Here is a 24,192-nt window from a genome sequence, read left to right on the forward strand (position 1 = left end):
CCTCCCGTCGATCGGGGCCGCTCAGCCAGCGTCCTCGCTGGTCACGCGGCGGGCGCGGCTCGGCTGCACCCGCATCGGCTCGCCAGGCATCTTGGGATACTCGGGCGGGTAGGGCAGGTCGCCGAGCCCGCGGTCGCGCTCGTCGGCGGCATACCAGTCGAGCACGGTCTCGAGGCCGCCGATCGCGTCGTCCATGCCCGCGTGCGGGTCGCCGCGTTCCGCGAACAGTCCCGGCACCGTCCTGACGTCGAAGTCCTCCGGCTCGATGTCGGGAAGCGTGTCCCAGGTGACCGGCATCGACACGGTGGCCCGCGGCCGCCCGCGAACCGACCATGCGGAGGCGACCGTGCGGTCGCGCGCGGCCTGGTTGTAGTCGAGGAAGACGCGCTCGCCGCGCTCTTCCTTCCACCAGTCGACGGTGGCCTTCGCCGGCAGCCGCTCGGCCACCCGGCGCGCGATCGCGATCACCGCGTGCCGGACCGCGATGAAGTCCCACTCGGGCCGGATCCGGGAGAACACGTGGATGCCCCGGCCGCCCGAGGTCTTGGGCCAGCCCACCAGACCGGCCTCGTCGAGCACCTCGCGCAGCACGACCGCCACCGCCTTCGCGTCGTCGAAGTCGGTGCCCGGCTGGGGGTCGAGGTCGATGCGCAGCTCGTCCGGACGGTCGGTGTCGGCGCGGCGCACGGGCCACGGGTGGAAGTCGAACGTGCCCATGTTCGCCGCCCACACCAGCACGGCCTGCTCCGTGGGGCACAGTGACTCGGCGGTGCGGCCGCTCGGAAACGTCACCCGCGCGGTCTCGACGTAGTCGGGGGCGCCTTTCGGCAGCCGTTTCGAGTAGAACGGCTCGCCGTCTACCCCGTCGGGATAGCGCTTGAGGTTGGTCGGCCGATCGCGCAGCACCCCGAGCAGCGGCTCCGCCACGGCGCGGTAGTACTCGACCACCTCGCCCTTGGTGATCCCGCGCTCCGGGAAGTACAGCCGATCGGCGCTGGTCAGACGCACTTCACGGGGGCCGTGCGGCCCGGGGACGGTGAGCACCACCGCGCTCTTGCTCGCCACGGTGGCGCACGCTACCGGCTACCCTCGACCGATGCGCGAACTCCACGACCCGAAACGCACAACCAGGTCACGGCAGTTCGACGACGAGCTGATCGGCCTCGACCCCGACGACCCCGAGGCCCAGGCCTTCGCCGCGCACCTCGACCGCATGCAGCAGCACGCCCCCGCGTACACGGTGGAGGGCTACATCGCGGGCGTCAGCAACTTCGCCGACTCGGCCAACCGGGCGGAGGGCGGCCGACGCTGGGCGGCCGTGCTGGTGGTCATGCTGCTTCTCGCCGTGGCGGCCTACATCATCTGGGAAGCCCTGGTGTTCGTGCTGGTCACCTGGCTGTAGCGGCAGGACCCCGCTCGGCGGCACGAAGGGCGCATCCCGACATAGTCTGGAGAGCATGGATCCCCAGACCGATCAGCCGCCGAAGGTCGTCAAGAGCGACGCCGAGTGGCGCGAGCAGCTCACCCCCGCCGAGTACCAGGTCCTGCGCAAGGCCGGCACGGAGCGGGCGTTCACCGGTGAGTACACCGACACCAAGACCGCCGGCGTCTACTCCTGCCGGGCGTGCGGTGCCGAGCTGTTCCGCTCCGACACCAAGTTCGAGTCGCATTGCGGATGGCCGTCCTTCTTCACCCCGCTCGCGGGCGAAGCCGTGATCGAACGCGTCGACACGAGCCTGGGAATGAAGCGCGTCGAGGTGCTGTGCGCCAACTGCCACAGCCACCTCGGGCACGTCTTCGAGGGCGAGGGCTACGGAACACCCACCGACCTTCGCTACTGCATCAACTCGATCTCGCTGCGTCTGGAGCCCGACGCCTAGGAGCGCGCTGAACCCTCCTGGCGATCTCCTCCGCTCGGCCCTTTTGTCCGGCTGGCGCGACCGGTAGGAGTGTGATCCACACCCCAGTCGCCGCGCCGGAGGTCCTCCATGCCGCGTTCCCGTCCGCTGCACATCCTGCTGGCCGGCGTGATCGGATTGACGGCATGGACGCCGGCTGTCGCGGCGGCGGACCCGCCGGACGACGGCCTGGACGGGAGCAGGCCGCGACCGGGCTACATGATCGTGCTGCCCGAGCTCGACCCGCTGCCCGTCGATGGGGGCGAGACCACGCTCTTCGTCGGGATCAACGAGCACGCGGGGTATGCCGCCGAGGTCCCGCCGCAGTGGAACGGCGACCTCGTCCTGTGGGCCCACGGCTTCCGCGGCAACGGGGCGGACCTCACGGTCGACGCGCCGCCGTACGGGCTGCGGGAGCGGTTCATCTCACAGGGCTACGCGTGGGCGGCGTCGTCCTATGACCGCAACGGTTACGACGTCGCCTCCGGCGTCCAGTCCACCGCGGCGCTGGCGACGGAGTTCACCGAGCTCGTGAGGGCGCCGGAGCGGACCTACCTCGCGGGCGTCTCGATGGGTGGGCACGTGGTGGCCCGGGCGCTGGAGGAGCACCCGAACACCTACGCGGGTGCGCTGCCGATGTGCGGCGTGCTCGGCGACCACGAGCTCTTCGACTACTTCCTCGACTACCAGTTGACCGCCGGTGCCCTGGCCGACGTGCCCGCGTACCCGGCCGGTCCCGACTTCGCCACGGCGGTGCTCCCGCGGATCTACGGCGGTCTCGGGCTCGCCGAGGGCGACCCGGCCGTCGATACCCCGGCTGCCCAGCAGCTGCGGGCGGCCACCGTGCTCGACTCCGGCGGCCCACGACCCGGCGCCGACGCCTCGTTCGCCTATTGGAAGGACTTCCTGTTCGGCCTCGCCGTGCCCGACGCGTCACCGACGCCCGTCGATGGCGTGGCCGTCGATCCCGGGGTCGTGGCGGGCAACGTCGGCACCGACTACGCCCCGGACGAGCCGGTCGACCTCGACGCGGACGTGCAGCGCGTCGATGTGGCCGACGAGCGCACGCGGGAGTCCCGCGGGCTCACCCCCGTCGCGCAGGTGTTGGGCAAGCCGGATGCGCCCGTGCTGTCGTTGCACGACCTCGGCGACATGTTCGTGCCGTTCTCCATGGAGCAGGTCTACGCGGCGGAGGTGCAGCAGGCCGGCCGCGACGAGCTCCTCGTGCAGCGGGCGATCCGCGCCACCGGCCACTGCGAGTTCTCCCCCGCCGAGGCCGGCCAGGCATGGGACGACCTCGTGGCATGGGTGGAGGACGGCACGCGACCCGAGGGCGACGACGTGACGGACCCCGAGACCGTGGCCGACCCGGACTTCGGCTGCCGCTTCACCGATGCGGCCGCCTACTCCGCGAGCGGCAGCCCCGGGGAGGACAACACGCGCCCGCTGTTCGCGCCCTGCCCCTGAGCCAGGGTCAGGGGCACCGGACGGTCAGGGGAAGGTGACGACGAGTTCGCTCGGCTGCACCCGCGGCCCGGTGAAGAAGGGCACCTCCTGGCGGACGTGCCTGCGGGCCTCCGTGGCCCGCAGGTGCCGCATGAGGTCGACGATCCGGTCGAGCTGGTCGGCCTCGAAGGCGAGGATCCACTCGTAGTCGCCGAGCGCGAACGCCGGCACGGTGTTGGCGCGCACGTCGGGGTAGCTGCGGGCCTGCATGCCGTGGTCGGCGAGCATCTGGCGGCGCTCGTCGTCGGGCAGGAGGTACCAGTCCAGCGACCGCACGAACGGGTAGACGCAGACGTAGCGCTTGGCCTCCTCCCCCGCGATGAACGCGGGCAGGTGGCTCTTGTTGAACTCCGCGGGGCGGTGCAGCGCCACCTGGCTCCAGACCGGGGCGAGGACGCGGCCGAGCGTGGTGGTGCGGCGGAGGTCGGCGTACGCGGCCTGCAACGCCTCGACGTTCTCGGCGTGCCACCAGATCATGAAATCCGCGTCGGCGCGCATCCCCGCAAGGTCGTACACGCCGCGGACGGCCACGCCCTTGTCGGCCAGCGCGTCGAGGAACTCCGTGAACTGTGTGGCCGTCTCGGTGCGGTCCTCGCCGAGCTTCCCCGGTTCCACTCGGAACACGGACCACATGGTGTAGCGGATGGTGGCGTTCAGATCGGCGTAGTCGAGACGAGCCATGCCCCCATCCTGCCACTGCGCAGGGACCGCACGGTCGGCACTCTCGATCGCTGGAACCGGCCGAGCGGGCCGTTCGCGTGGAATGCGGTCACGCCGGCGCGGGATGCGCCGTCAGGTGCTCGACGAGGCGTTCGGCGGCCGCTCGGCCCGTGCCGATGCACGCCGGGACCCCCACGCCGTGCAGGGCCGACCCCGCCACGGCGAGCCCCGCGGGGAGCCCGTGCTCGATCGCCCGCACGCGGTCGAGGTGGCCCACCCCGTACTGCGGCAGGCCCCCGCCCCAGCGCTGGACGTGGACGGCGACAGGTTCGGCGGTGATCCCGGTGAGTGCGGCGAGGTCGGCCCGGACCCGGCGGACGAGCTCGGCGTCGTCGACCTGCAGGGTGGCGGCCTCGCCGAACCGGCCGAGAGACGCGCGCAGCCGGACCAGGCCGTCGGGCGACAGGTGGGACCACTTGTTCGTCGAGTGCGTGAAGGCCTTCGCCGACAGCGGTTCCCCGGTGGCGATCAGGGCACCCGAGGTGGGCGGCAGGCCTGCCGCGTCCTCGCCGAGATAGGCCAGCGCGACGACGACCGAGGAGGCCAGCTCGATCTCCGCCGCGGCCTGGGCGGCGGACGGCGCCGCCTCGGACAGCAGCCGGGCCGCGGCGGGCGCCGGGATCGCCAGCACCACGGCGTCCACGTCGAGCACCTCCGGGGCCGTGGTGGGCCCCAGCGTGAGACGCCAGCCGGTGTCGTGGGGACGCAGCTCCCGGACCGTGGTGCCGAGCCGCAGGTGGGCGTCCGCCGCGGCTACGAGGGCGTCGAGGAGCACCCGGTAGCCACCGGAGAGGGCACCGAAGACGGGGGCAGGAGCGGCGTCCCGGAGAGCGGGTGGCGGAGCCGGGGTGGCCGCGTCGGCCGCCGCCGTCAGCGACGGGGCGCCGTCGTCGAGGGCGGCGGCGAGAGCGGGGATGGTGGCGCGCAGGCCGAGCGCGTCGACCCGGCCCGAGTAGACCCCACCCAGCAACGGGTCGGCGAGGCGGTCGGCGAGCTCGTCGCCGAACCGCTCCCGTAGCAACCCGCCCAGCGCGACGTCGCCCCCGCGCTCCCAGCCCAGCGGCAGGCCGGGCTCCGCGGCGACCGCGGCCAGCCCGGCCGCGGAGAGCAGGCCGTCGAGCCGCGCGGCGCTCGTGGGCACGCCGAGCAGGGTGGCGGCGGGCAGCGCCGAGCTGTGCCCGTCGGCCCGCAGGGACGCCTTCGCCGCGGTGGGATGCACCTGCTCGCCGCTGAGACTCAGCTCGGCGAGCAGCACCGCCATCTCGGGGCGCCGGGCCAGGTACGCCTCGGCGCCGACGTCGTAGGGCACGCCGGCGAGGTCCACGGTGTGCAGCACACCGCCGGTGCGGTCGCGCTGCTCGAGCACCGTGATCGTCGCGCCGGGGCCGAGCCGCGTGCGCAGCCGGTGCGCCGCGGCGAGCCCGGAGACGCCCGCCCCCACCACCGCGATCCGCGGGGCGCCGGACGAGGTCGTGCCGTTCGTCACGGCTGCAGGCCGTGCACCAGGTCGGCGAGCCGGGTGAGGACGTCCGGATCGGTGCTGGGCAGCACCCCGTGGCCGAGGTTGAAGATGTGGCCCGGCGCCCGGTGGCCCTCGTCGACGATCCGGCGGGTCTCGGCCTCGATGGACGCCCAGTCGGCGAAGAGCACGGCGGGGTCGAGGTTGCCCTGCACGGCATGGGCGCCACCGACCCGGCGCGCGGCCTCGTCGAGCGGGATGCGCCAGTCGACGCCCACGACGTCGGCGCCCGCCTCCGCCATGGCGCCGAGCATCTCGCCCGTGCCCACACCGAAGTGGATCCGCGGCACACCGGTGTCGGCGAGCCCGGTGAGCACCTTGGCCGAGTGCGGCTGGGCGTAGGCCCGGTAGTCGCGCTCCGAGAGCGCCCCGGCCCACGAGTCGAACAGCTGGACGGCGTCGACGCCGGCGTCGATCTGGGCCCGCAGGAACACCCCGGCGATCTCGGCGAGCCGACCCATCAGCGCGTGCCAGACCTCAGGGGCGGACCGCATGAGCGCCTTCGTCCGTTCGTGGTTGCGGCTGGGGCCGCCCTCCACGAGGTACGACGCGAGAGTGAACGGGGCGCCCGCGAAGCCGATGAGCGGGGTGTCCCCCAACTCGCGCAGCAGCAGGCCGATCGCGTCGGCCACCGGGGCGACCTGCTCGGCGTGCAGCCGCGGGATGCGCTCGACGTCGGCCATCGTGCGGATCGGCTCGGCGACCACCGGCCCCGTGCCCGGCACGATGTCCACCCCGACGCCCGCGATGTAGAGCGGTACGACGATGTCGCTGTAGAGGACCGCCGCGTCGACACCGTGGCGGCGCACCGGCTGGAGCGTGATCTCGCACGCCAGATCCGGCGTCAGGCAGGCCTGCAGCATGCCGATGCCGGCGCCGGCGCGCAGCGCGCGGTACTCGGGTAGCGAACGCCCCGCCTGCCGCATGAACCAGACCGGGACATGCGCGGGGACCTCGCCACGCGCCGCGGCGAGCAACGGCGCGGAACGCAGGTCGCGCCGGGCCACACGCGCGGAGTCGAGCATCATGACCTCATGGTCGCACGGACCTGAAGTTGATCACCCGTCCGTGCACCTTCGGGCGTGCGATCGCGCGGCGCGCCTCGGCGCCCGAACACGGAGAGCGACCTAAAGTGATCGCTCGTGCCCGACGCGACCGCGCAACCACCAGAGTTCCTGCAGGCGGTCGCCTCCCTGCGCGCCGTCCGGCCGAGGCCCGAACTGGTCGTCTCGGCCCTGGAGGCGCCACCCCGACTGGCCCCGTACACGTGGGCGTTCAGCGTGGAGGCGGACGCCTGCCGCAGCCCGGGCGAGGACCTCGACGAGCCCGACACTTCCGGCCGGCTGATCCTGTTGCACGATCCCGCCGGCCAGGAGGCGTGGGAGGGAACGTTCCGGCTCGTGTGTTTCGTGCAGGCCCGCCTCGATCCGGAACAGCTCGGCGACGAAATGCTGCCCGTCGTCGGATGGTCATGGCTCACAGAGGCCCTCGACCATTGCGGCGCGGAGTACGTTGCCCTCGGCGGCACAGTCACCCAGACGTCCTCGGTACGCTTCGGCGACATCGCAGGTCCGCGCCGCGACGACGACGTGGAGCTGCGCGCCTCGTGGACACCTACCGCACCGGATCTGTCCCGTCACGCAGAGGCATTCTGCGGTCTCGTGGCCTCGGCGGCCGGTCTGCCCCCGGTCGGGGTGCTTCCGCTCGGTCACCGAACGCCCTGAATGCACTGCGACCTGCGCATTCCACCCCGGACGTGATCAGTCCCATCACCCGTGTGGGTGGATGGATATCGACAACGCTGTAACTTTCACCCGGAGAACTTCGAACCACCACACGACGTTAGACCGCTTGGGGGGCTACGCTTCCTCCACGACACCTCCTCGGGCGGTCGGGCGACAGCTCCATCCGACCGGGGTTCTGGTGCCGGTCGGGGGGCAACGACCGACTCCAGGGAGGTAGTGACGTGGCCGTTGTGGGCCAGGGCGCACCAGTTCGCGGCACTCCAGGTGCTGTGCTGTCGCCCGCGATGGTCCCGCATCCGCGGGAAGAGCTGTTCTCGGTGCTGGTGGTCGACGACCACCCGCTCCTACGCGAGGCGATCGCCGCGCGGCTGCGTTCCATGGGAGCAGGCACGGTGTACGAGGCCGCATCGGTGGCCGAGGCGCGGGCGCGAGCCCACGCCAATGGGCCGTGCGACCTGGCGATACTCGATCTCGGTCTGCCCGACGGCAGCGGGCTCGACCTCGTCACCGAACTGCGTTCGCTGGGCTGGAACAGGCTCGTCGTGCTGGCGTCCTCGGACGACCCGTACGCGGTCCGCTCGGCGTTCCAGGCAGGGGCGCAGGCGTACCTGCTGAAGTCGGCGTCGGCGGCGATCGTCACCGACGGCGTCAAGCGCGTGCTTGACGGAGGTGTCTACGCCGATCCGACGGTGGCCCCTCTGCTCGCCACAGGCACGCGGGTGCCGGGCACCGACAACACGCCGCGCGAGCTCTCCGCTCGCGAGGTCGAGGTGCTCCAGCTCGTGGCCGACGGGCAGTCCAACAAGGAGATCGGGGAGGCGCTGAGCCTGTCGGCTCTCACGGTCAAGAGCCACCTCTCCCGGATCGGGCGCAAGCTCGGCACGGGTGACCGCGCCCAGATGGTTGCTCTTGCTATGCGTGCCGGGGTCATCCGCTGACCGCAGAACCTCAGCACCAAGCACAAGAGCCGGACGCTCCGTCACCCGTTCCTCCACCCGTTCCGCTGCTGGCACCCCGCGACGGGCTCACCGGGGTCGTCAGCCACCGCGATGCGCTGCTGCGCACCGCGGAGGCTTTCGCTGCGGGCAGCGGACCCATCGCGGTGGACGCCGAGCGGGCGTCGGGCTTCCGGTACTCGCAGCGCGCTTATCTCGTACAACTGCGCAGAGCCGGTGCGGGTACGGCCCTCATCGATCCGATTCCGATGCGGAGCGATCTTTCTGAGCTCGCACCGGCTCTCGACGGCGCGGAGTGGGTGCTGCACGCCGCGAACCAGGATCTGGCGTGCCTCGCCGAGACGGGCCTCACCCCGTCCGCGCTGTTCGACACCGAGCTGGCCGGACGGCTGGCCGGGCTTCCGCGTGTCGGCCTCGGGCCATTGGTGGAGCAACTGCTCGGCCTCAGCCTGGAGAAGGGTCACGGCGCTGCCGACTGGTCGCGCCGCCCGCTTCCCGAGGACTGGCTCGTCTACGCGGCCCTCGACGTCGAGGTGTTGGTCGAGCTGCGCGACGTGCTGGCAGGCCTGCTCGCCGAGCAGGGCAAGCTGGAGTGGGCGAAGCAGGAGTTCGAGGCCGTACGCACGGCCGGCCCACCCCCACCCCGTGCCGAACCGTGGCGGCGCACCTCGGGCCTGCACAAGCTGCGCAAGCCGCGCGCCCTCGCCATCGTCCGGGCCCTGTGGGAGGCGCGTGATCGGCTGGCGGCGGAACGCGACATCGCACCCGGCCGTGTCCTGCCCGACTCGGCGATCATCGAGGCCGCTGCGTCCGCGCCGGCGTCCCCGAACGAGCTCTCCGAGCTACCGGTCTTCCGCGGGCGCTCCCAGCGGCGCCTCACGAGCTACTGGTTCGGCGCGCTCCGGCAGGCCGCGGCGCTCGACCCCGCGGAGCTACCCAAGGTCGCCCCGCCCGCCGACGGACCGCCCCCGGTAGGTCGCTGGCCGGATCGCGATCCCGATGCGGCCGCCCGCCTCGCCGCCGCTCGCGCCGCGGTCGCCGCCATCGGCCAGGAGCGGTCCGTGCCGGTGGAGAACCTGCTGCAGCCCGATCTCCTGCGCCGCCTGTGCTGGTCGCCACCGGCCGACGGGGACGTGGCCGCGGCCCTGCGGGCGGGCGGCGCCCGGCCGTGGCAGGTCGAGCTGCTCACCCCGCTCCTGGAGCCCGCGCTCCAGGCCCATAGCTGATCTCACGCCGCCGGCAGTCGCACCGTTACCGTGAGGCCGCCACCGGTCACCGGTTCGCCGCGCACGATCCCGCCGTGTGCCTGCACCACCGCCCGCACGATCGAGAGCCCCAGCCCCGAGCCGGGTGTGTCGGCGGTGCGCTCCACCGGTCCACGGCGGAAGGGCTCGAACAGCTCGGGCACCCGCTCGGCCGGGATCAACGGGCCGCTCGACGTCACCCGTAGCTCGGCGCAGCCGTCGCGTACCCCGGTGCAGACATCCACCCAGCCGCCGGTCACGTTGTGCCGCACCGCGTTCTCCAGCAGGTTCCCGGCCACCCGTTCGAGCAGCACGGGATCACCCCTGGTCGGAGCGGGCGAGGTGCGGACCTGCACCCGCAGCCCCCGCGCGGCCACGTCGGCACGCACGCCGGCCAACGCCGGCCCCGCGAGCGCGGCGAGGTCGACGGGCTGCACGTCGGCCAGCTCGGCACCCTCGGTACGGGCCAGGAGCAGCAACCCGGCGATGAGATCGTCGGCGCGGCGGGTGGCCTGCCGGACGACAGCGGCCATCCGGCGCAGCTCCGTGACGTCGGCCGCAGGGTCGGCGAGCGTGACGTCCACCTCCGTGCGCAACACCGACAGCGGCGTCCGCAGCTCGTGGCTGGCGTTGGCGACGAAGCGCCGCTGAGCGTCGAACGCCGCCTGCAGCCGGTCCAGCATCGCGTCGAAGCCCGCCGCGAGCTCCGCGACCTCACCGCGTGCGTCGTGCACCCCGGTGCGGGTGTCCAAGGACTCCACGGTGAGCCGCCGCGCGGTGGCCGTGACGGCGTGCAGCGGGCCGAGCACCCGGCCGACCAACACCCACGACACCACCGCGGCCGCCACGACGAGGAGCGGGAAGGCGATCAACCCTGCCCGCAGCACGTCGGCCCGCGCGGCGGCGCCGACGGCGTCCTGGAGCTGCTCGGCGGGCACGGCCACGTCGCCCACGCGAACGGTGGTGCCGGGCGGCAGCGAGGGAACGGCCCGGGCCACACCGCCGACCAGCAGCCACCCCAGCCACAGCAGCAGCGCGCTCACCAGCGCGACGACGACCGTACTGACCAACGTCAGCCGCGGACGCAGTCCGACGCTCCGGCCACCGAGCCGCCACCAGGCGCTCCGGGGAGGCACCTGCTCGCTCCCGTCGGGCCGCACGGTGCCCTGCGCGGGCTCCTGAACCCTCGCCACCGGCCTCGCTGGTTCGGCCATGGCAGCCCTCGTCAGCCTGCGGCCGGCACCCGGTAGCCCGCGCCGACCACGGTCTCGATCACACCGGGCTCACCGAGCTTCTTGCGCAGGGTCATCACGGTGACCCGGACGGTGGTGGTGAACGGGTCGGCGTTCTCGTCCCAGACGCGCTCCAGCAGCTCCTCGCTGCTCACCACCGCGCCGCCCGCACCGAGCAGCACCTCCAGCACGCCGAACTCCTTGCGCGTCAGCTCGACGGGCCGGTTGGCCCGGAGCACGGTGCGCCGGGCCGGGTCGAGCGCAAGGTCGCCTGCGGTGAGCAACGGCGGTACGGCCGGGGTGGCCCGGCGGCCGAGCGCGCGGCAGCGGGCCACGAGCTCGGGGAAGTCGAAGGGCTTGGCGAGGTAGTCGTCGGCGCCGCGGGACAGGCCGTCGATCTTGTCGGCGAGCGTGCCGCTGGCGGTGAGCATCAGCACCCGCGTGGTGGCCCCGGAGGCGACGATCTCGGCGCACAGCCGGTCGCCCGACATCCCGGGCAGGTCCCGATCGAGCACCACCACGTCGTAGCGCGTGACGACCGACTTCTCGTGGCCCGTGTCGCCGTCGTAGGCCACGTCGACGGCCATTCCCTCCCGGCGTAGTCCACGTGCCACGGCGTCGGCCAGCGCCCGTTCGTCCTCGACGATGAGAACGCGCATCAGCGCGCCTGCTCTCCCCGGGCCGACGGCGCGGGCTCGTCGACGACCTGGAAGCCGGGGAGGGCAGCAGCCCACTCGGTGACCCGCCGCGACACGTCCTGTGCGGTCAGTCCGGCGGCGGCGAGCACGTCGGCCCGGCTGCCGTGGTCGAGGAAGCGCTGCGGGATCGCGAGGTCGCGCAGCGGGACGTCGCACTCGGCGGCGCGCAGCGCGTCGGCGAGGGCGGAACCGAACCCGCCGTGGCGTCCGCAGTCGGAGACCGTGACGACGAGCCGGTGCTCGCGCGCCAGGCGGACGAGCACGTCGGGCACCGGCAGCACCCAGCGCGGGTCGATGACGGTGACCGTGATGCCCTGCTGCTCGAGCCGCTGCGCGGCCGCGATGCCCAGCTCACCGAACGCCCCGGCGCACACCATGAGCACGGTGGAGCTCCGGTCGGCTGCCGGGCCGGGCTCGCGCAGGACGTCGACGCCGTCGATCCGGCGCACCGCGGGCACCGACTCGATCACCGCGCCCTTGGGGAACCGGATGGCCGTCGGCCCGTCGTCGACCGCGACCGCCTCCGCCAGCTCCTCCCGCAGCGTATGTGCGTCGCGTGGCGCCGCCACCCGCATGCCGGGCACGATCCCGAGGACCGACAGGTCCCACATCCCGTTGTGCGACGGTCCGTCGTTGCCGGTGACGCCGGCACGGTCCAGCACGAGGGTGACGGCCTTGCCGTGCAGCGCCACGTCCATCAGCAGCTGGTCGAAGGCCCGGTTGAGGAACGTCGAGTACAGGGCGACGACGGGGTGCAACCCGCCCGCCGCGAGGCCGGCGGCGGAGGTGATCGCGTGCTGCTCGGCGATGCCGACGTCGATGCAGCGCTCGGGGTACGCCTTGGCGAACGGCGCGAGGCCGGTGGGGCCGAGCATCGCGGCGGTGATCGCGACGACGTCCGGCCGCCGCGCCCCGAGCGCCACCATCTCCTCGGAGAAGATGCTGGTCCAGCCGACGGACGGGGGCCCGGTGGGCAACCCGGTCTCCGGGTCGAACGCGGACGGGCTGTGCATCTGCTCGGCGGTGTCGTTCTCCGCGGGCGGGTAACCCGCGCCCTTGCGCGTGACGGCGTGGACGATCACCGGGCCGCCGAAGTGGCGGGCGCGGCGCAGCGCCGACTCCATCGCTGCGATGTCGTGCCCGTCGACGGGGCCGAAGTACTTGAGGCCGAGGTCGGAGAAGAGCTCCTGCGGGCTCAACGCGTCCTTCACGCCCGCCTTGAGCGCGTGCAGTCCGGAGTAGAGGGCGTTGCCGACCACCGGGGTGCGCGCGAGCGCCTGCTTGCCGGCGTCGAGCACACGCTCATAGCCCGGCTGCAGCCGCAGCGTGGCCAGCCGGTCGGCCAGGCCGCCGATCGTCGGGGAGTACGAGCGGCCGTTGTCGTTGACGACGATGACGATGTTGCGGTCGCCCGCACCGGGCGTACGGGCCGCGGGGTCGTCCACACCGGACGCACCCCCGATGGCGCCCGGGCCGCGTCCGACGGCGGCGTCGGCGCTGGGCCTGCGTCCACCGGTGGCGATGTTGTTCAACGCCTCCCACGCCATCCCGCCGGTGAGCGCACCGTCGCCGATCACGGCGACGACGTGGCGCTGCTGCCCGGTGAGCGCGTAGGCGCGCGCGATGCCGTCGGCCCACGACAGCGAGGTGGACGCGTGGCTGTTCTCGACGTGGTCGTGCTCGCTCTCCGAGCGGGACGGATAGCCCGAAAGACCGCCGGTCTTCTTGAGCTGCTCCCAGCCGTCCTGGCGGCCGGTGAGCATCTTGTGCACGTACGCCTGGTGTCCGGTGTCCCAGATCAGCGTGTCGCGCGGGGAGTCGAACACGCGGTGCAGCGCGATGGTCAGCTCGACGACGCCGAGGTTGGGGCCCAGGTGCCCGCCGGTGCGGGAGACCGAGGCCACGAGCTCTCTGCGGATCTCCGCGGCGAGAGGGGCGAGTTGGTCGGCCCCCAGTCGCTTGAGATCGGCCGGTCCGCGGATCGATCGCAACACGGTCACCGACCCAGCTTACGAGAGGCAGCCCGCACCGGCTTCATGGTGGCGTTCAGTTGCCGCTGCGCGGGCCGGGGATCTCCACCGGCCCGGCGAAGCGCACCAGGTTGCGCCCGTCACGCTTCGCTGCGTAGAGCGATGCGTCGGCGGCGTTCAGCACCTGTTCGAGGGTGGTGCCGTCGTTCGGGACCGCGGCGCCTCCCACGGAGATGGACAGGCCCGAGATGCTGAGGTCGCCATCCGGGGTGCCGACCGGGACCACGAGCTCCGCGACGCGTTTGCGGAGGCGCTCGGCGATGGTGCGCATCTCGGTGTTCCCGTCCGGTCCGGGGGCGAGGTCGGGCAGCAGCACCACGAACTCCTCGCCGCCGAACCGGCCGACGATGTCCTGCTCTCGTACCGAGTTGCGCAGCTCTGTCGCCACCGCGGCCAGCACCTCGTCGCCTGCGAGGTGTCCGTGGGAGTCGTTCACCAGCTTGAAGTGGTCGAGATCGAGGATCAGCACGGCGGCAGTGCCGCGCGAGCGGTGCACGCGGCGCACGATCCGCGTGACCTGCACCTGCCAGGCCGCGGCGTTCAGGAGCCCCGTCTTGCCGTCGGTGCTCGCCACCTCCTCGAGCTGCCGGACGAGCACGGCGCGGTGCAGCACGAGGATCGGTGGCAGGACGAGAGCGACGAGGCCCGGCGTGGAACCGAGCGCGACGGCGGCCAGGGCACCCATGCAGATGGTGGCGATCTCCACGGCGTTGTCGTCCCACCCGCCGAAGATGTCCCGCAGCCCGGGGCGCTCGCTCGTGAGGACGATCACCACGGCGACGAGCACGGCGTTGACCAGGACGTAGAGCAGCACGGCGAGCGCGATCCCGGCGACCCCGCCCAGGTCTGCGGCCGCGGCGGGCAGACCGCCCGCCCCCTGCACCACCGCATGCGCGGCGTTGGCCGCGAGCACCACCGTGGCTGTGGTGTAGACGTGCCGGTGCAGCGGTACCTTCGCCGGCCGCCACACCCGCTGCCACAGGTGCAGGTACACCGCCGCGATGACGGCAGCGGCGAGCATCGGCGGGAGCAGCAGCGCGGCCGCGAACGTCCACACGGAGCTCAGGTCGAAGTACGCGGTCTGGGCCGCGCGCCGCCGGATCCGCTCGATACCGGTGGCGAGTTCGGTGTGCACCACGCTGAGCACCGTCAGGAAGACGGCGAGCCCGACCGCTCCCGGCGGCGGCGTGGCGCTACCGGCGACGACGAGCGCCACAGCGGAGGCCTCCACGGCCAGGACGACGACGACCGCCCGGCGCGGCAGGGCCCACAGCTCGCTCCTGTCCGAAGTCGGCGACAACGGCTCGTCCACGACCGCGATCCCCTTTCGCCGACACCGAGAACGGGTGCGGCGCCGAGATTAGTGAGGCGCAGTTGACGTGTCAGGAGGTTCGTGATCGCTCTTCGGGGTGGACTAGTCGACCTTCTCGTCACCCTCTGTATCGAAGTGGTGTCACTCCGGGGTGTCGTCAGCCGGTGGCGGCCGGCGGCTCGCCCGCCGCTGCGGACAGGTGGGCCGAGTGCTGAGCCGCGTGGTGGCTGGGCAACGTGAACCCCATCCGCACCACGTTGCGCCCCGCGCGTTTGGCCGTGTAGAGGGCGGTGTCGGCGATCTGGAGCAGGGTGCGGAGGTCGCCGCCCTCGGTAGGCGAGATGGCCGCTCCGATCGACACGGTCAGCCCGGCGACCGTCAGCGGACCATCGGGGGTGGGGATCTCCACCCGCAGGTCGGCGACGCGACGGCGGATCCGCTCCCCCACCGCTTCGAGCTCCGCCGTGCCGCTGCCCTCCAGGCCGCCGAGAAGGATCACGAACTCCTCGCCACCGAACCGGCCGACGAGGTCGCGATCACGCACTTCGGTGCGCAGGGCGTCGGCGACGGCGGCGAGCACCTGGTCGCCCGCAAGGTGGCCGTGGGTGTCATTGACCAGCTTGAAGTGGTCGAGGTCGAGGACGAGCACACCACGGGCACCGTCGTGACGGCTCACCCGGCGCAGGGCTCGCTCGGCCTGGGCGTGCCATGCGGCCGCGTTGAGCAGCCCCGTCTTGCCGTCGGTGCTGGCGGCCTGTTCGAGCTGGCGGACGAGAACGGCGCGGTGGAGCACCAGTAGAGGTGGCAGGACGAGCAGCACGAGCCACGGGTTGATGCCGAGCGCGACAGCGGTGAGCGCGCCGAGGCAGAGGGTGGCGATCTCCAGCATGTTCTCGTCCCACGGCGCGAACACCTTGGAGAGGTTGGCCTCCGGGGTGCTCACCGCGATGGCGCCGGCGACCAGACAGCTGTTGACCGTGGTGTAGACGAGCAGGGCGAGCGCCAAGGCCCAGAGCTGGTGGTCGCTGCCGGGATCTGTGCCGCCGCCTGCTCGCTCGAGCACGGTGGCGGCCGCGAGGCACGCGAGCACCACGGTGGCGGTGTTGAACACCTGTTTGTAGAGCGGCACACGCAGCCGCCACGCGCGCCACCACAGGTGGCAGTGCACGATCACGGCCACGAGCGCCGCGTACGAGGCGGGCAGGGCCACCGCGGCCGCGAACGTCCACACCGAGCTCAGGTCGACGTGGTTGCCGTCGGTGACCCGGCGGCGAACACGCTCGACACCGAGGGCGACCTCGGTGTGTGCGATGCCGAGCAGGCACAGCACCACCGCGACCTGGAGCTGACCGGGCGTCAGCGGAGGGTGGCCGAACAGCCCCAGCACGACGAGCGCCAGCGACGTGGCCTCGACGAGCAGCACGGGGCCCACCAGCCGCGTGGGGAGCGACCAGACCGCCCACTGTCGAACGGCGAACGCGCGCGCCCGTGAACTGCCCTTCTCTGTGGCTTCGTCAGTTCCCATCCGCGCTCTCTGTGTCCGCTGGGCGTGGACCGAAGCCTAGTGGAGCCCGACGGCAAGGACCACCCACTCGGGGAGTGGCGCAACCCGCTCGTGTCACAGTGACGCGGCTCGGAGCGACAGGCCGTAACGATCCCACTTCCGGGTCAGTGAGGTAGGCCGAATGCACGGCGCTCCGAGGTTCGCGCGGCGAAAACCAACACAAGTATGCAACAAAGTCCCGTTCATGCTCCGAACCGCTTGTGCGGGACCGCCGGCGCATCTCTCCTGCAATTCGACTACCCACGCCCGGGTCGGCGTCTCACGACGTCCGCTGAGTGGCGCCGCGAGCGATGCGAGGAGGTAACGGCATGCGCAACCACAACTGGTGATTCGGGCGAGCGCCGAGCGTCAACACCTAAGGAGGAGGAGAGAGCCGTGCGCAACCACAACTGGTGAAACCGCCATACCGCCCCGACCACACCGACACAGGAGAGAGCTTCGTGCGCAACCACAACTGGTGAACCGCTCCGCTACCCGCCGACCGCAGAGGAGTGCCCCGTGCGCAACCACAACTGGTGAACCACGTCCCACCTGTCACCCGGACCACAGAGGAGGCCTTCGTGCGCAACCACAACTGGTGAGCCCGCCCGTCCCGACCGGCCCCGAGAGAGGAGGACCCGTGCGCAACCACAACTGGTGAGCCCTCGCCCGACGACCCGCACAGCACGCAAGGAGGCAGCAATGCGCAACCACAACTGGTGACCGCACCCCGGCACCCGACCGCAAAAAGAAGAGAGGACGTCATGCGCAACCACAACTGGTGAGCACACCCCCCGCACTCATATCCCGAAGGAGAGACGCGACATGCGCAACCACAACTGGTGAACCCGCCCCGAAGCCGCACCGAGCGAGGAGGACCCGTGCGCAACCACAACTGGTGACGAATAGCCCGACCACCCGCACGGCCCAAGGAGGTGGCAATGCGCAACCACAACTGGTGACCGGACCACAGCAGACCACCACGAATGGAAGAGAGGACGTCATGCGCAACCACAACTGGTGAGCACTCCCCCACATCCATATCCCGAAGGAGAGACGCGACATGCGCAACCACAACTGGTGAACCCGGACCACACCCCCTACCCACCCGTCCGTGAAGGAGGCCCTGTGCGCAACCACAACTGGTGACCAACTCCCCCATCCCTCCCAGCCCGAAGGAGAGCACACCGTGCGCAACCACAACTGGTGAACCCGACCCACCGCACCGATGAACGGAGGAGGACGCGCGATGCGCAACCACAACTGGTGACCGACAACCGCGCGAGGGCACGACCGGGATCAACCGCTCGCCAGCACTGTCGCAGCGACAGGCTCGCTGCTGCTCCGGTTGGCGCGGTGCCACGCCACCGCGACCCCGGACGACAGGAGCACTCCCACCGCGCCGGCGACCGCGATAGCCGTCGCCGGATCCCAGTGGTCGGCCAGCACCCCACCGACGAGGACGGCCGCGCCCTGGGCCGCGATGATCCCGGACGCGGCGACCCCGATCGCCCGGCCGCGGCCCACCGCAGGCGTCGCTCGTACGAAGCTCGCCTGGGTCTGCAGGAGGTAGGCGGTGGAGAGCATCCCCGACACCGCCCACAGCAGCAGAGTGAGCGGGATCGGCGGGCGGAACAAGCAGAACACCAGCGGAACGCCTGCGCCGGCGGCGAGCACCCCGACGAGCCGAGCCCGGATCACGGCTGGAACGAACCGCACGAAGAGCCAGGCGCCGACCACGCTCCCCAGCGGGTCGGCCGCCATCAGGAGCCCAACGACCGTGGGGCCCGCGCCGACCTGGTCGGCGTAGGGCGCCGCGAGCGCCTCGGGCACGACGTACCAGCCGACGAGCCAGGCAAGGAGCACGAGCGCGCGCCGCCGTGGGTCCGCGGCGATCTCGGTGAGTGCGGCGACCACGCCGCTCAGCCCCGCGGCGGGGACGTCGGCGGCGACACCCGCGTCGCCGCGGTCGTCCCTGTCCGTGGCGGGCACCGGCCGATCGCGCAGTCCTCCTCGCACCAGCACAGCCGACAATGCGAACGACACGGCGTTGCCCAGCAACGCCATCGACGGGCTGATGGCGGCCACGAGCACGCCACCGCTCGCGAACCCTGCCAGCTGCGCGGTCTGGCCCGTGATCTGGCGGACGGCGAGCCCGCGCTCGTAGAGCTCGCCGCGCAGGATCTCGGGTAGGAGCGCGCCCTGGGCGGCGGTGTGCGGTGCGCCGAGCAGCACCACCACGACGAGGAGCGTGCAGAGCGCCCACAGCGGTAGTCCCGGGATCGCCATGGCGGCGACGAACACGGCGCGCACCACGTCCGCTGCGATCATGACCTCGCGGCGGCGGTGCCGGTCGGCGAGGCCCGACAGCAGCACCCCGCCGAGCAGTGCCGGTAGGAATGTGAGGGCATAGGTCGCGGCCGCCCACGCCGCAGAGCCGGTGCGGCCGTAGACCAGGACCGCCAGCGCGACACGCGCCAACTGGTCGCCCGCGATCGAGAGCAGCTCCGCGGCCCAGACGACCTGGAACTCCCGTACGCGGAACACCGCGCGCAGCTCTGCACCCGCCATCCGGCCGTTCTCCCCTCGAGTGCGCCAGCCGCCTCGCGGGCCGACTCAACGGAGGGTAGGCGAACCAACGCATCCGGTCAGGACGGCACATGAACGCTTCCGGACCGGAACTACCCGGCCCTGCGGCGCGGAACGGACCCGCGAAGAACGGGGCAAGCCGGCCTCCGGTGCGCGTCAGTGCAGGTCGGACAGCGCGTCACTCAACGGCACGGCCACCATCCCGTGGGCGGCGGCCACCTCGGGCTGGACGACCTGCCCGGCGACGACGTTGACACCAGCCGCGAGGCTGGGGTCGGCGGCCACGGCGCCCGCCGGCCCGCGGTCGGCAAGGGCGAGCACGTAGGGCAGCGTGGCGTTGGTGAGCGCACGGGTGGACGTGTTCGGCACCGCACCAGGCATGTTCGCCACGCAGTAGAAGATCGAGTCGTGCACGGGGAACACCGGGTCGTCGTGGGTGGTCGGCCGGGAGCCCTCGAAGCAGCCGCCCTGGTCGATCGCGATGTCCACGAGCACCGACCCCGGCCGCATCCTCGCCACGAGGTCGTTCGACACCAGCTTCGGCGCCTTCGCCCCCGGCACCAGGACGGCCCCGATGACGAGGTCGGCCCAGAGGCACGCACGCTCGATCTCGTAGGCGTTGCTGGTGATCGTCTGCAAGTGACCCCGGTAGCTGAAGTCGATCTCGCGCAGCCGGTTGATGTTCGTGTCGAGCACCCTCACCTCGGCCTGCATCCCCACCGCGATGCTGGCGGCGTTCATGCCCGAGACGCCGGACCCGATGACGGCCACCTTCCCGGCAGGCACGCCGGACACCCCGCCGAGCAGCACACCCCGCCCGCCGACGGTGCGCTGCAGATAGTGGGCGCCGACCTGGGGGGCCATCCGACCCGCCACCTCGCTCATCGGCGCGAGCAGCGGCAGCGAGCCGTCGGCGAGCCGGACGGTCTCGTAGGCGATGGCCGTGGCACCTGCGGTGACCAGGGCGTCGGTGCACTCCTTCGACGCCGCCAGGTGCAGGTAGGTGAAGAGGACCTGGCCCGGGCGCAGCCGGTGGTACTCCTGCGGGATCGGCTCCTTGACCTTCAGGACGAGCTCGGCGGCGCCCCAGACCTCGTCGGGGTCGGCGATGGTGCGCGCCCCTGCCGCGACGAAGTCCGTGTCGGGCAGGCCCGCACCCGCTCCGGCGTCACTCTCGAGGAGCACCTCGTGGCCCCGGCCCGTTAGCTCGCGCACGCCGGCCGGGGTGATCGCCACCCGGTACTCGTGGTTCTTGAGCTCGCGCGGGACTCCAACCAGCACCCGGCCGATCCTGCCCTAGTCGGCGCCCGCCGTCATGGTGAGAAGGTCGCTCACGTGGGCGATCTCGTTCACCGTCCGGACCACCCGGCGCCCGTCGCGACCGGCGATGACGCGGGTGATCCCGGTGTAGTCCAGCGGGAACGTCAGCGGGCGGGCGAGGCCGAGCAGGTGGGCGAGCCAGGTGTTCACCACCCCGGCGTGGGCGATCACCACCGCGCTCGACCGGCCGGGATGAGCCGCGATGATCCGCTCGAGAGCGCCGTCGACCCGCGCGGTGAACGCCGGGACGTCGACGTGCTCGGGCAGGAGTCCGGCGAGCATCCGTTGCCACGCGGCAGGGTCGAGCCGGGCCATCTCGTGGACGGGCACGTAGTGCTCGGAGTCGGCGTCGTACTCGCGCAGGTCCGCCACCACCTGAGGGTCGAGCCCGAGCGCAGCCGCGAGGGGCACCGCGGTGCCGCGGGCCCGGGCCAGCGGGCTGACGTAGAGCCCGGCCACGTCCTCGGCTCCGAGCGCGTCGACGAGGCGCGTGGCCTGCCGCTCGCCCAGCTCCGTCAGCCCGGGGTCGGCTGGTCCGCCTGCCCGGTCGGCGTGCGCCGCATCGGAGGCGTGGATGCGTTCCGGCAGCGCATGCCGGACGAGCACGAGCTGCACCTGGTCAGTCCGGGACGTGCGCGGCGTGGCCCGCGGCGCGCAGGGCGCCGCGCAGCTTCTCCGCGTGGGCGTCCTGCTCCGCGGCGTCGACCGACTTCGCCGCGTTGGCGAAGTCGAAGGCCGCCATGTCCCAGGCCGGGAACACGTGCAGGTGCAGGTGGGGCACCTCGAAGCCCGCGACGAGCAACCCGACGCGCGGCGGCTCCCACAGCTCCTGCACGGCGGCGCCGATGGTGTGGCACACGCTTGTCAGGTGGGCGAGCAGGTCGGGCCCGGCGTCGATCCAGTGGTCGACCTCCTCGCGTGGCACGACGAGCGTGTGCCCGGGACCGAGAGGATTGATCGACAGGAAGCCGACGGCGCGCTCGTCCGACCAGACGAAACGCGCGGGCAGCTCGCCGTTGATGATCTTCGTGAAGAGAGTGGCCATCAGACGCGACCCTAGCGGCTCGACGGGCATCTTCTAGGGTCGGAGCATGGCCAGGACCATCGCTACGAACACCGAGGTCGACCGCGACGAGCTCGTCGCGTTCCTGCGGCCACGCCACCACGTGATCCTCCTGACACCACGCAACGACGGCGGCTGGCAGGGCTCGCCGGTCACGTCCGGCGTCGACTCCGAGGGCCGGATCGTCATCTCCACCTACCCCGAACGGGCCAAGGCGATCAACGTCGCCCGGCACGGCAAGGCCGCCGTGGTGGTGCTCTCCGAGGACTTCAACGGCCCGTGGGTTCAGGTCGACGGGGATGCCGAGCTGCTCACGCTCCCCGATGCGCTCGAACCGCTCGTCGACTACTTCCGCTCGATCTCCGGCGAGCATCCGGACTGGGACGAGTACCGCGCCGCGATGACTACACAGGGCAAGGCCCTCATCCGGATCACGCCCACCCGGTGGAGCCCGGTGGCCACGGGCGGATTCCCCGCTCACCTGGCCTGACACGCCGTACAAGCGCCCGGTGCGCCGTTGCATCGGGCGGAACCTCCACTCACCCCGGTAGCCTCCAACGGACGGAGCGTCGCCGCTCCGGCGCGCCTGAAGATCGAGTACGACGGCCGTGGCCGATCGCTGATTGACAACACCGGAGGAACTTGATGCGGCCGTGGCCAGGTCACGCCTACCCGCTGGGCGCCAGCTACGACGGCGCAGGAACGAATTTCGCGATCTTCTCCGAGGTCGCTGAGCGGGTGGAGCTCTGCCTCTTCGCGCCCGACGGCGAGGAGGAGCGGATCCAGCTCGTCGAGGTCGACGGCTTCGTCCACCACGGGTACCTGCCGAACGTCGAGCCCGGGCAGCGCTACGGCTACCGCGTGCACGGCGCGTACGACCCCGCGAAGGGTCTGCGGTGCAACCCCAACAAGCTGCTCATCGACCCCTACGCCAAGGCGCTCGACGGCCCGGTCCAGTGGGACGAGGCGGTGTTCGGCTACCCCTTCGGCGACCCCGACGCCCGCAGCGACACCGACTCGGCGCCGTTCGTGCCCAAGTCGGTGGTGGTCAACCCGTTCTTCGACTGGGGCACCGACCGGTCACCGCGCATCCCGTACCACGAGACGGTGATCTACGAGGCCCACGTCAAGGGCCTCACCATCAACCACCCGGAGATCCCCCAGGACCTGCGCGGCACCTACACCGGCCTCGCCCACCCGGTGATGATCGAGCACCTGAAGAACCTCGGCATCACGGCCGTGGAGCTCATGCCGGTGCACGAGTTCCTCAACGACCACCACCTGCAGGAGAAGGGCCTCAGCAACTACTGGGGCTACAACACCATCGCCTACCTCGCCCCGCACCACGCCTACGCGATGCCGGGCCCGCGTCCTGGCAACCAGGTGCAGGAGTTCAAGGCGATGGTGCGCGACCTGCACGACGCCGGCATCGAGGTGATCCTCGACGTGGTCTACAACCACACGGCCGAGGGCAACCACATGGGCCCCACGCTCTCGCTGCGCGGCATCGACAACAGTGCCTACTACCGGCTGGTCGACGACGACCCGCGGTACTACATGGACTACACCGGCACCGGCAACTCGCTCAATGTCCGCAGCCCGCACACCCTCCAGCTGATCATGGACTCGCTGCGGTACTGGGTCACCGAGATGCACGTCGACGGCTTCCGCTTCGACCTCGCCTCCACCCTCGCCCGCGAGTTCTACGACGTCGACCGGCTGTCGGTGTTCTTCGACCTCGTGCAGCAGGACCCGGTGATCAGCCAGGCCAAGCTCATCGCGGAGCCGTGGGACGTCGGCCCCGGCGGCTACCAGGTGGGCAACTTCCCGCCACTGTGGACGGAGTGGAACGGCAAGTTCCGCGACACCGTGCGCGACTTCTGGCGCGGCGAGCCGGGCACCATCGGCGAGTTCGCCTCCCGGCTGACCGGCAGCTCCGACCTGTACAAGGACGACGGCCGCCGCCCGTTCGCGTCGATCAACTTCGTCACGGCGCACGACGGTTTCACGCTCGCCGACCTGGTCTCCTACAACGAGAAGCACAACGAGGCCAACCTCGAGGGCGGCAACGACGGCGAGAGCCACAACCGTTCCTGGAACTGCGGGGTGGAAGGCCCCACCGACGACGCCGCGGTGCTCGACCTGCGCGCCCGCCAGCAGCGCAACTTCCTCACCACGCTGATGCTGAGCCAGGGCGTCCCGATGCTGCTGCACGGCGACGAGCTCGGCCGTAGCCAGGCGGGCAACAACAACGTCTACTGCCAGGACGGGCCCGTCTCGTGGGTCGACTGGTCGCTGGCCACGAAGAACGCGCCCTTGCTCCACTTCACCGCAGGCGTCGTGGCGCTGCGCACCGCCCACCCGGTGTTCCGGCGGCGTCGCTTCTTCGACGGCAGGCCGATCCGGCCGCGGCGCCGCGGCGGCGACTCGCTGCAGGACATCGCCTGGTTCACCCCGGCCGGCGAGGAGATGACCGAGCAGGACTGGGACTCGGGCTTCGGCAAGTGCGTCACGGCGTTCCTCAACGGCGACGGCATCACCGAGGCGGACACTCGCGGCAACCGGGTCACCGACGACTCGTTCCTGCTCTGCCTCAACGCCCACCACGAGGACATCGACGCCACCCTGCCGGGCACCGAGTACGGCTCGCGGTGGGCGATCGTGGTCGACACGGCCGAAGGCGAGGTCACCACCCTGTCCACCGCTCCCGGCATCGTGGCGGCCGATCCGCGCACGGTCGATGGCGGGGCGGTGCTCACGGTGCCTGCCAGGTCGGTTCTGGTCCTGCAGCGGACGGAGCACGCGCGCGCATGACGG

21 protein-coding genes are annotated in these 24,192 nt (G+C 71.9%); 8 read left to right on the forward strand and 13 right to left on the reverse strand.

Going from position 1 to position 24,192, the window contains the following annotated elements; genetic code table 11:
• Positions 1 to 21: 21 nt before the first annotated feature.
• A complete protein-coding gene (gene ligD, locus ABD743_RS22790; RefSeq protein WP_344724178.1) occupies positions 22 to 1,065 on the reverse strand; it encodes a non-homologous end-joining DNA ligase in 1,044 nt (347 codons plus the stop codon).
• Between the two features lie 31 nt (positions 1,066 to 1,096).
• Between ligD and ABD743_RS22795 the strand changes: the two genes are divergently transcribed.
• From ABD743_RS22795 to ABD743_RS22805, 3 genes are all read left to right on the forward strand, one after another.
• Complete coding sequence (locus tag ABD743_RS22795; protein WP_344724179.1) at positions 1,097 to 1,402, forward strand: hypothetical protein; 306 nt, start codon at positions 1,097 to 1,099, stop codon at positions 1,400 to 1,402.
• A gap of 55 nt (positions 1,403 to 1,457) precedes the next feature.
• Positions 1,458 to 1,880, forward strand: coding sequence for a peptide-methionine (R)-S-oxide reductase MsrB (gene msrB, locus ABD743_RS22800; protein ID WP_344724180.1), 423 nt, complete (start codon positions 1,458 to 1,460; stop codon positions 1,878 to 1,880).
• 108 nt (positions 1,881 to 1,988) lie between these two features.
• Positions 1,989 to 3,365 (forward strand): hypothetical protein, encoded by a 1,377-nt coding sequence (locus ABD743_RS22805; RefSeq protein WP_344724181.1) that lies wholly within the window; start codon positions 1,989 to 1,991, stop codon positions 3,363 to 3,365.
• A 24-nt stretch (positions 3,366 to 3,389) separates the two neighbouring features.
• Here the strand turns inward: ABD743_RS22805 and hemQ are convergent, their stop codons facing one another.
• The 3 genes from hemQ to hemE form a co-directional block, all read right to left on the reverse strand.
• The gene (gene hemQ / locus ABD743_RS22810) at positions 3,390 to 4,085 is read right to left on the reverse strand and encodes a hydrogen peroxide-dependent heme synthase (RefSeq protein ID WP_344724182.1); all 696 of its coding nucleotides are present in this window, start codon (positions 4,083 to 4,085) and stop codon (positions 3,390 to 3,392) included.
• 88 nt (positions 4,086 to 4,173) lie between these two features.
• Positions 4,174 to 5,610, reverse strand: coding sequence for a protoporphyrinogen oxidase (gene hemG / locus ABD743_RS22815; RefSeq protein WP_344724183.1), 1,437 nt, complete (start codon positions 5,608 to 5,610; stop codon positions 4,174 to 4,176).
• Positions 5,607 to 6,668, reverse strand: coding sequence for a uroporphyrinogen decarboxylase (gene hemE, locus ABD743_RS22820; protein ID WP_344724461.1), 1,062 nt, complete (start codon positions 6,666 to 6,668; stop codon positions 5,607 to 5,609). Before hemE ends, hemG begins: the two co-directional genes overlap by 4 nt.
• Before the next feature lie 117 nt (positions 6,669 to 6,785).
• On the opposite strand from hemE, the gene ABD743_RS22825 reads away from it, so the two are divergent.
• The 3 genes from ABD743_RS22825 (at position 6,786) to ABD743_RS22835 (ending at position 9,570) form a co-directional block, all read left to right on the forward strand.
• Positions 6,786 to 7,367: a DUF3000 domain-containing protein gene (locus ABD743_RS22825; RefSeq protein WP_344724184.1), complete on the forward strand. Its 582-nt coding sequence runs from the start codon at positions 6,786 to 6,788 to the stop codon at positions 7,365 to 7,367.
• A 305-nt stretch (positions 7,368 to 7,672) separates the two neighbouring features.
• Complete coding sequence (locus tag ABD743_RS22830; RefSeq protein ID WP_075949948.1) at positions 7,673 to 8,326, forward strand: LuxR C-terminal-related transcriptional regulator; 654 nt, start codon at positions 7,673 to 7,675, stop codon at positions 8,324 to 8,326.
• Between the two features lie 65 nt (positions 8,327 to 8,391).
• Positions 8,392 to 9,570 (forward strand): HRDC domain-containing protein, encoded by a 1,179-nt coding sequence (locus ABD743_RS22835; RefSeq protein ID WP_379659457.1) that lies wholly within the window; start codon positions 8,392 to 8,394, stop codon positions 9,568 to 9,570.
• Positions 9,571 to 9,572: 2 nt separating this feature from the next.
• Here the strand turns inward: ABD743_RS22835 and ABD743_RS22840 are convergent, their stop codons facing one another.
• The 9 genes from ABD743_RS22840 to ABD743_RS22880 all read right to left on the reverse strand — a co-directional run bounded on the left by ABD743_RS22840 (position 9,573) and on the right by ABD743_RS22880 (position 21,357).
• Entirely contained in the window at positions 9,573 to 10,802 is a 1,230-nt protein-coding gene (locus tag ABD743_RS22840) for a sensor histidine kinase (protein WP_344724185.1), read from the reverse strand.
• Between the two features lie 11 nt (positions 10,803 to 10,813).
• Positions 10,814 to 11,479, reverse strand: a complete 666-nt coding sequence (locus tag ABD743_RS22845; protein WP_241039179.1) for a response regulator transcription factor — start codon at positions 11,477 to 11,479, stop codon at positions 10,814 to 10,816.
• The gene (locus ABD743_RS22850; protein ID WP_344724186.1) at positions 11,479 to 13,518 is read right to left on the reverse strand and encodes a 1-deoxy-D-xylulose-5-phosphate synthase; all 2,040 of its coding nucleotides are present in this window, start codon (positions 13,516 to 13,518) and stop codon (positions 11,479 to 11,481) included. The genes ABD743_RS22845 and ABD743_RS22850 overlap by 1 nt, the downstream gene beginning before the upstream one ends.
• Before the next feature lie 46 nt (positions 13,519 to 13,564).
• A complete protein-coding gene (locus ABD743_RS22855; RefSeq protein WP_344724187.1) occupies positions 13,565 to 14,860 on the reverse strand; it encodes a sensor domain-containing diguanylate cyclase in 1,296 nt (431 codons plus the stop codon).
• 157 nt (positions 14,861 to 15,017) lie between these two features.
• A complete protein-coding gene (locus tag ABD743_RS22860) occupies positions 15,018 to 16,385 on the reverse strand; it encodes a sensor domain-containing diguanylate cyclase (protein WP_344724188.1) in 1,368 nt (455 codons plus the stop codon).
• 1,317 nt (positions 16,386 to 17,702) lie between these two features.
• Entirely contained in the window at positions 17,703 to 18,974 is a 1,272-nt protein-coding gene (locus ABD743_RS22865; protein WP_344724189.1) for an MFS transporter, read from the reverse strand.
• 174 nt (positions 18,975 to 19,148) lie between these two features.
• Positions 19,149 to 20,273: an alanine dehydrogenase gene (gene ald / locus ABD743_RS22870; protein ID WP_344724190.1), complete on the reverse strand. Its 1,125-nt coding sequence runs from the start codon at positions 20,271 to 20,273 to the stop codon at positions 19,149 to 19,151.
• Between the two features lie 15 nt (positions 20,274 to 20,288).
• The gene (locus ABD743_RS22875; RefSeq protein WP_344724191.1) at positions 20,289 to 20,918 is read right to left on the reverse strand and encodes a histidine phosphatase family protein; all 630 of its coding nucleotides are present in this window, start codon (positions 20,916 to 20,918) and stop codon (positions 20,289 to 20,291) included.
• A gap of 13 nt (positions 20,919 to 20,931) precedes the next feature.
• Positions 20,932 to 21,357 carry an HIT family protein gene (locus ABD743_RS22880; RefSeq protein WP_344724192.1) on the reverse strand — a complete coding sequence of 142 codons (426 nt, stop codon included), beginning with the start codon at positions 21,355 to 21,357 and terminating at the stop codon, positions 20,932 to 20,934.
• Between the two features lie 46 nt (positions 21,358 to 21,403).
• Here ABD743_RS22880 and ABD743_RS22885 point away from each other — a divergent pair, with 46 nt between their 5' ends.
• Together ABD743_RS22885 and glgX are read left to right on the forward strand one after the other, a co-directional pair.
• Complete coding sequence (locus tag ABD743_RS22885; protein ID WP_344724193.1) at positions 21,404 to 21,865, forward strand: PPOX class F420-dependent oxidoreductase; 462 nt, start codon at positions 21,404 to 21,406, stop codon at positions 21,863 to 21,865.
• A 155-nt stretch (positions 21,866 to 22,020) separates the two neighbouring features.
• Positions 22,021 to 24,189: a glycogen debranching protein GlgX gene (gene glgX / locus ABD743_RS22890; RefSeq protein WP_344724194.1), complete on the forward strand. Its 2,169-nt coding sequence runs from the start codon at positions 22,021 to 22,023 to the stop codon at positions 24,187 to 24,189.
• Positions 24,190 to 24,192 lie beyond the last annotated feature (3 nt).

The organism is Pseudonocardia yunnanensis (assembly GCF_039534065.1).
Classification (GTDB): domain Bacteria; phylum Actinomycetota; class Actinomycetes; order Mycobacteriales; family Pseudonocardiaceae; genus Pseudonocardia; species Pseudonocardia yunnanensis.

Coding starts and splice junctions, on each gene's coding strand:
- ABD743_RS22795 (WP_344724179.1), top strand. CDS start 1,097: ATGCGCGAACTCCACGACCCGAAACGCACAACCAGGTCACGGCAGTTC.
- msrB (WP_344724180.1), top strand. CDS start 1,458: ATGGATCCCCAGACCGATCAGCCGCCGAAGGTCGTCAAGAGCGACGCC.
- ABD743_RS22805 (WP_344724181.1), top strand. CDS start 1,989: ATGCCGCGTTCCCGTCCGCTGCACATCCTGCTGGCCGGCGTGATCGGA.
- hemQ (WP_344724182.1), bottom strand. CDS start 4,085: ATGGCTCGTCTCGACTACGCCGATCTGAACGCCACCATCCGCTACACC.
- hemE (WP_344724461.1), bottom strand. CDS start 6,668: ATGCTCGACTCCGCGCGTGTGGCCCGGCGCGACCTGCGTTCCGCGCCG.
- ABD743_RS22830 (WP_075949948.1), top strand. CDS start 7,673: ATGGTCCCGCATCCGCGGGAAGAGCTGTTCTCGGTGCTGGTGGTCGAC.
- ABD743_RS22840 (WP_344724185.1), bottom strand. CDS start 10,802: ATGGCCGAACCAGCGAGGCCGGTGGCGAGGGTTCAGGAGCCCGCGCAG.
- ABD743_RS22845 (WP_241039179.1), bottom strand. CDS start 11,479: ATGCGCGTTCTCATCGTCGAGGACGAACGGGCGCTGGCCGACGCCGTG.
- ABD743_RS22860 (WP_344724188.1), bottom strand. CDS start 16,385: ATGGGAACTGACGAAGCCACAGAGAAGGGCAGTTCACGGGCGCGCGCG.
- ABD743_RS22865 (WP_344724189.1), bottom strand. CDS start 18,974: ATGGCGGGTGCAGAGCTGCGCGCGGTGTTCCGCGTACGGGAGTTCCAG.
- ABD743_RS22880 (WP_344724192.1), bottom strand. CDS start 21,357: ATGGCCACTCTCTTCACGAAGATCATCAACGGCGAGCTGCCCGCGCGT.
- ABD743_RS22885 (WP_344724193.1), top strand. CDS start 21,404: ATGGCCAGGACCATCGCTACGAACACCGAGGTCGACCGCGACGAGCTC.
- glgX (WP_344724194.1), top strand. CDS start 22,021: ATGCGGCCGTGGCCAGGTCACGCCTACCCGCTGGGCGCCAGCTACGAC.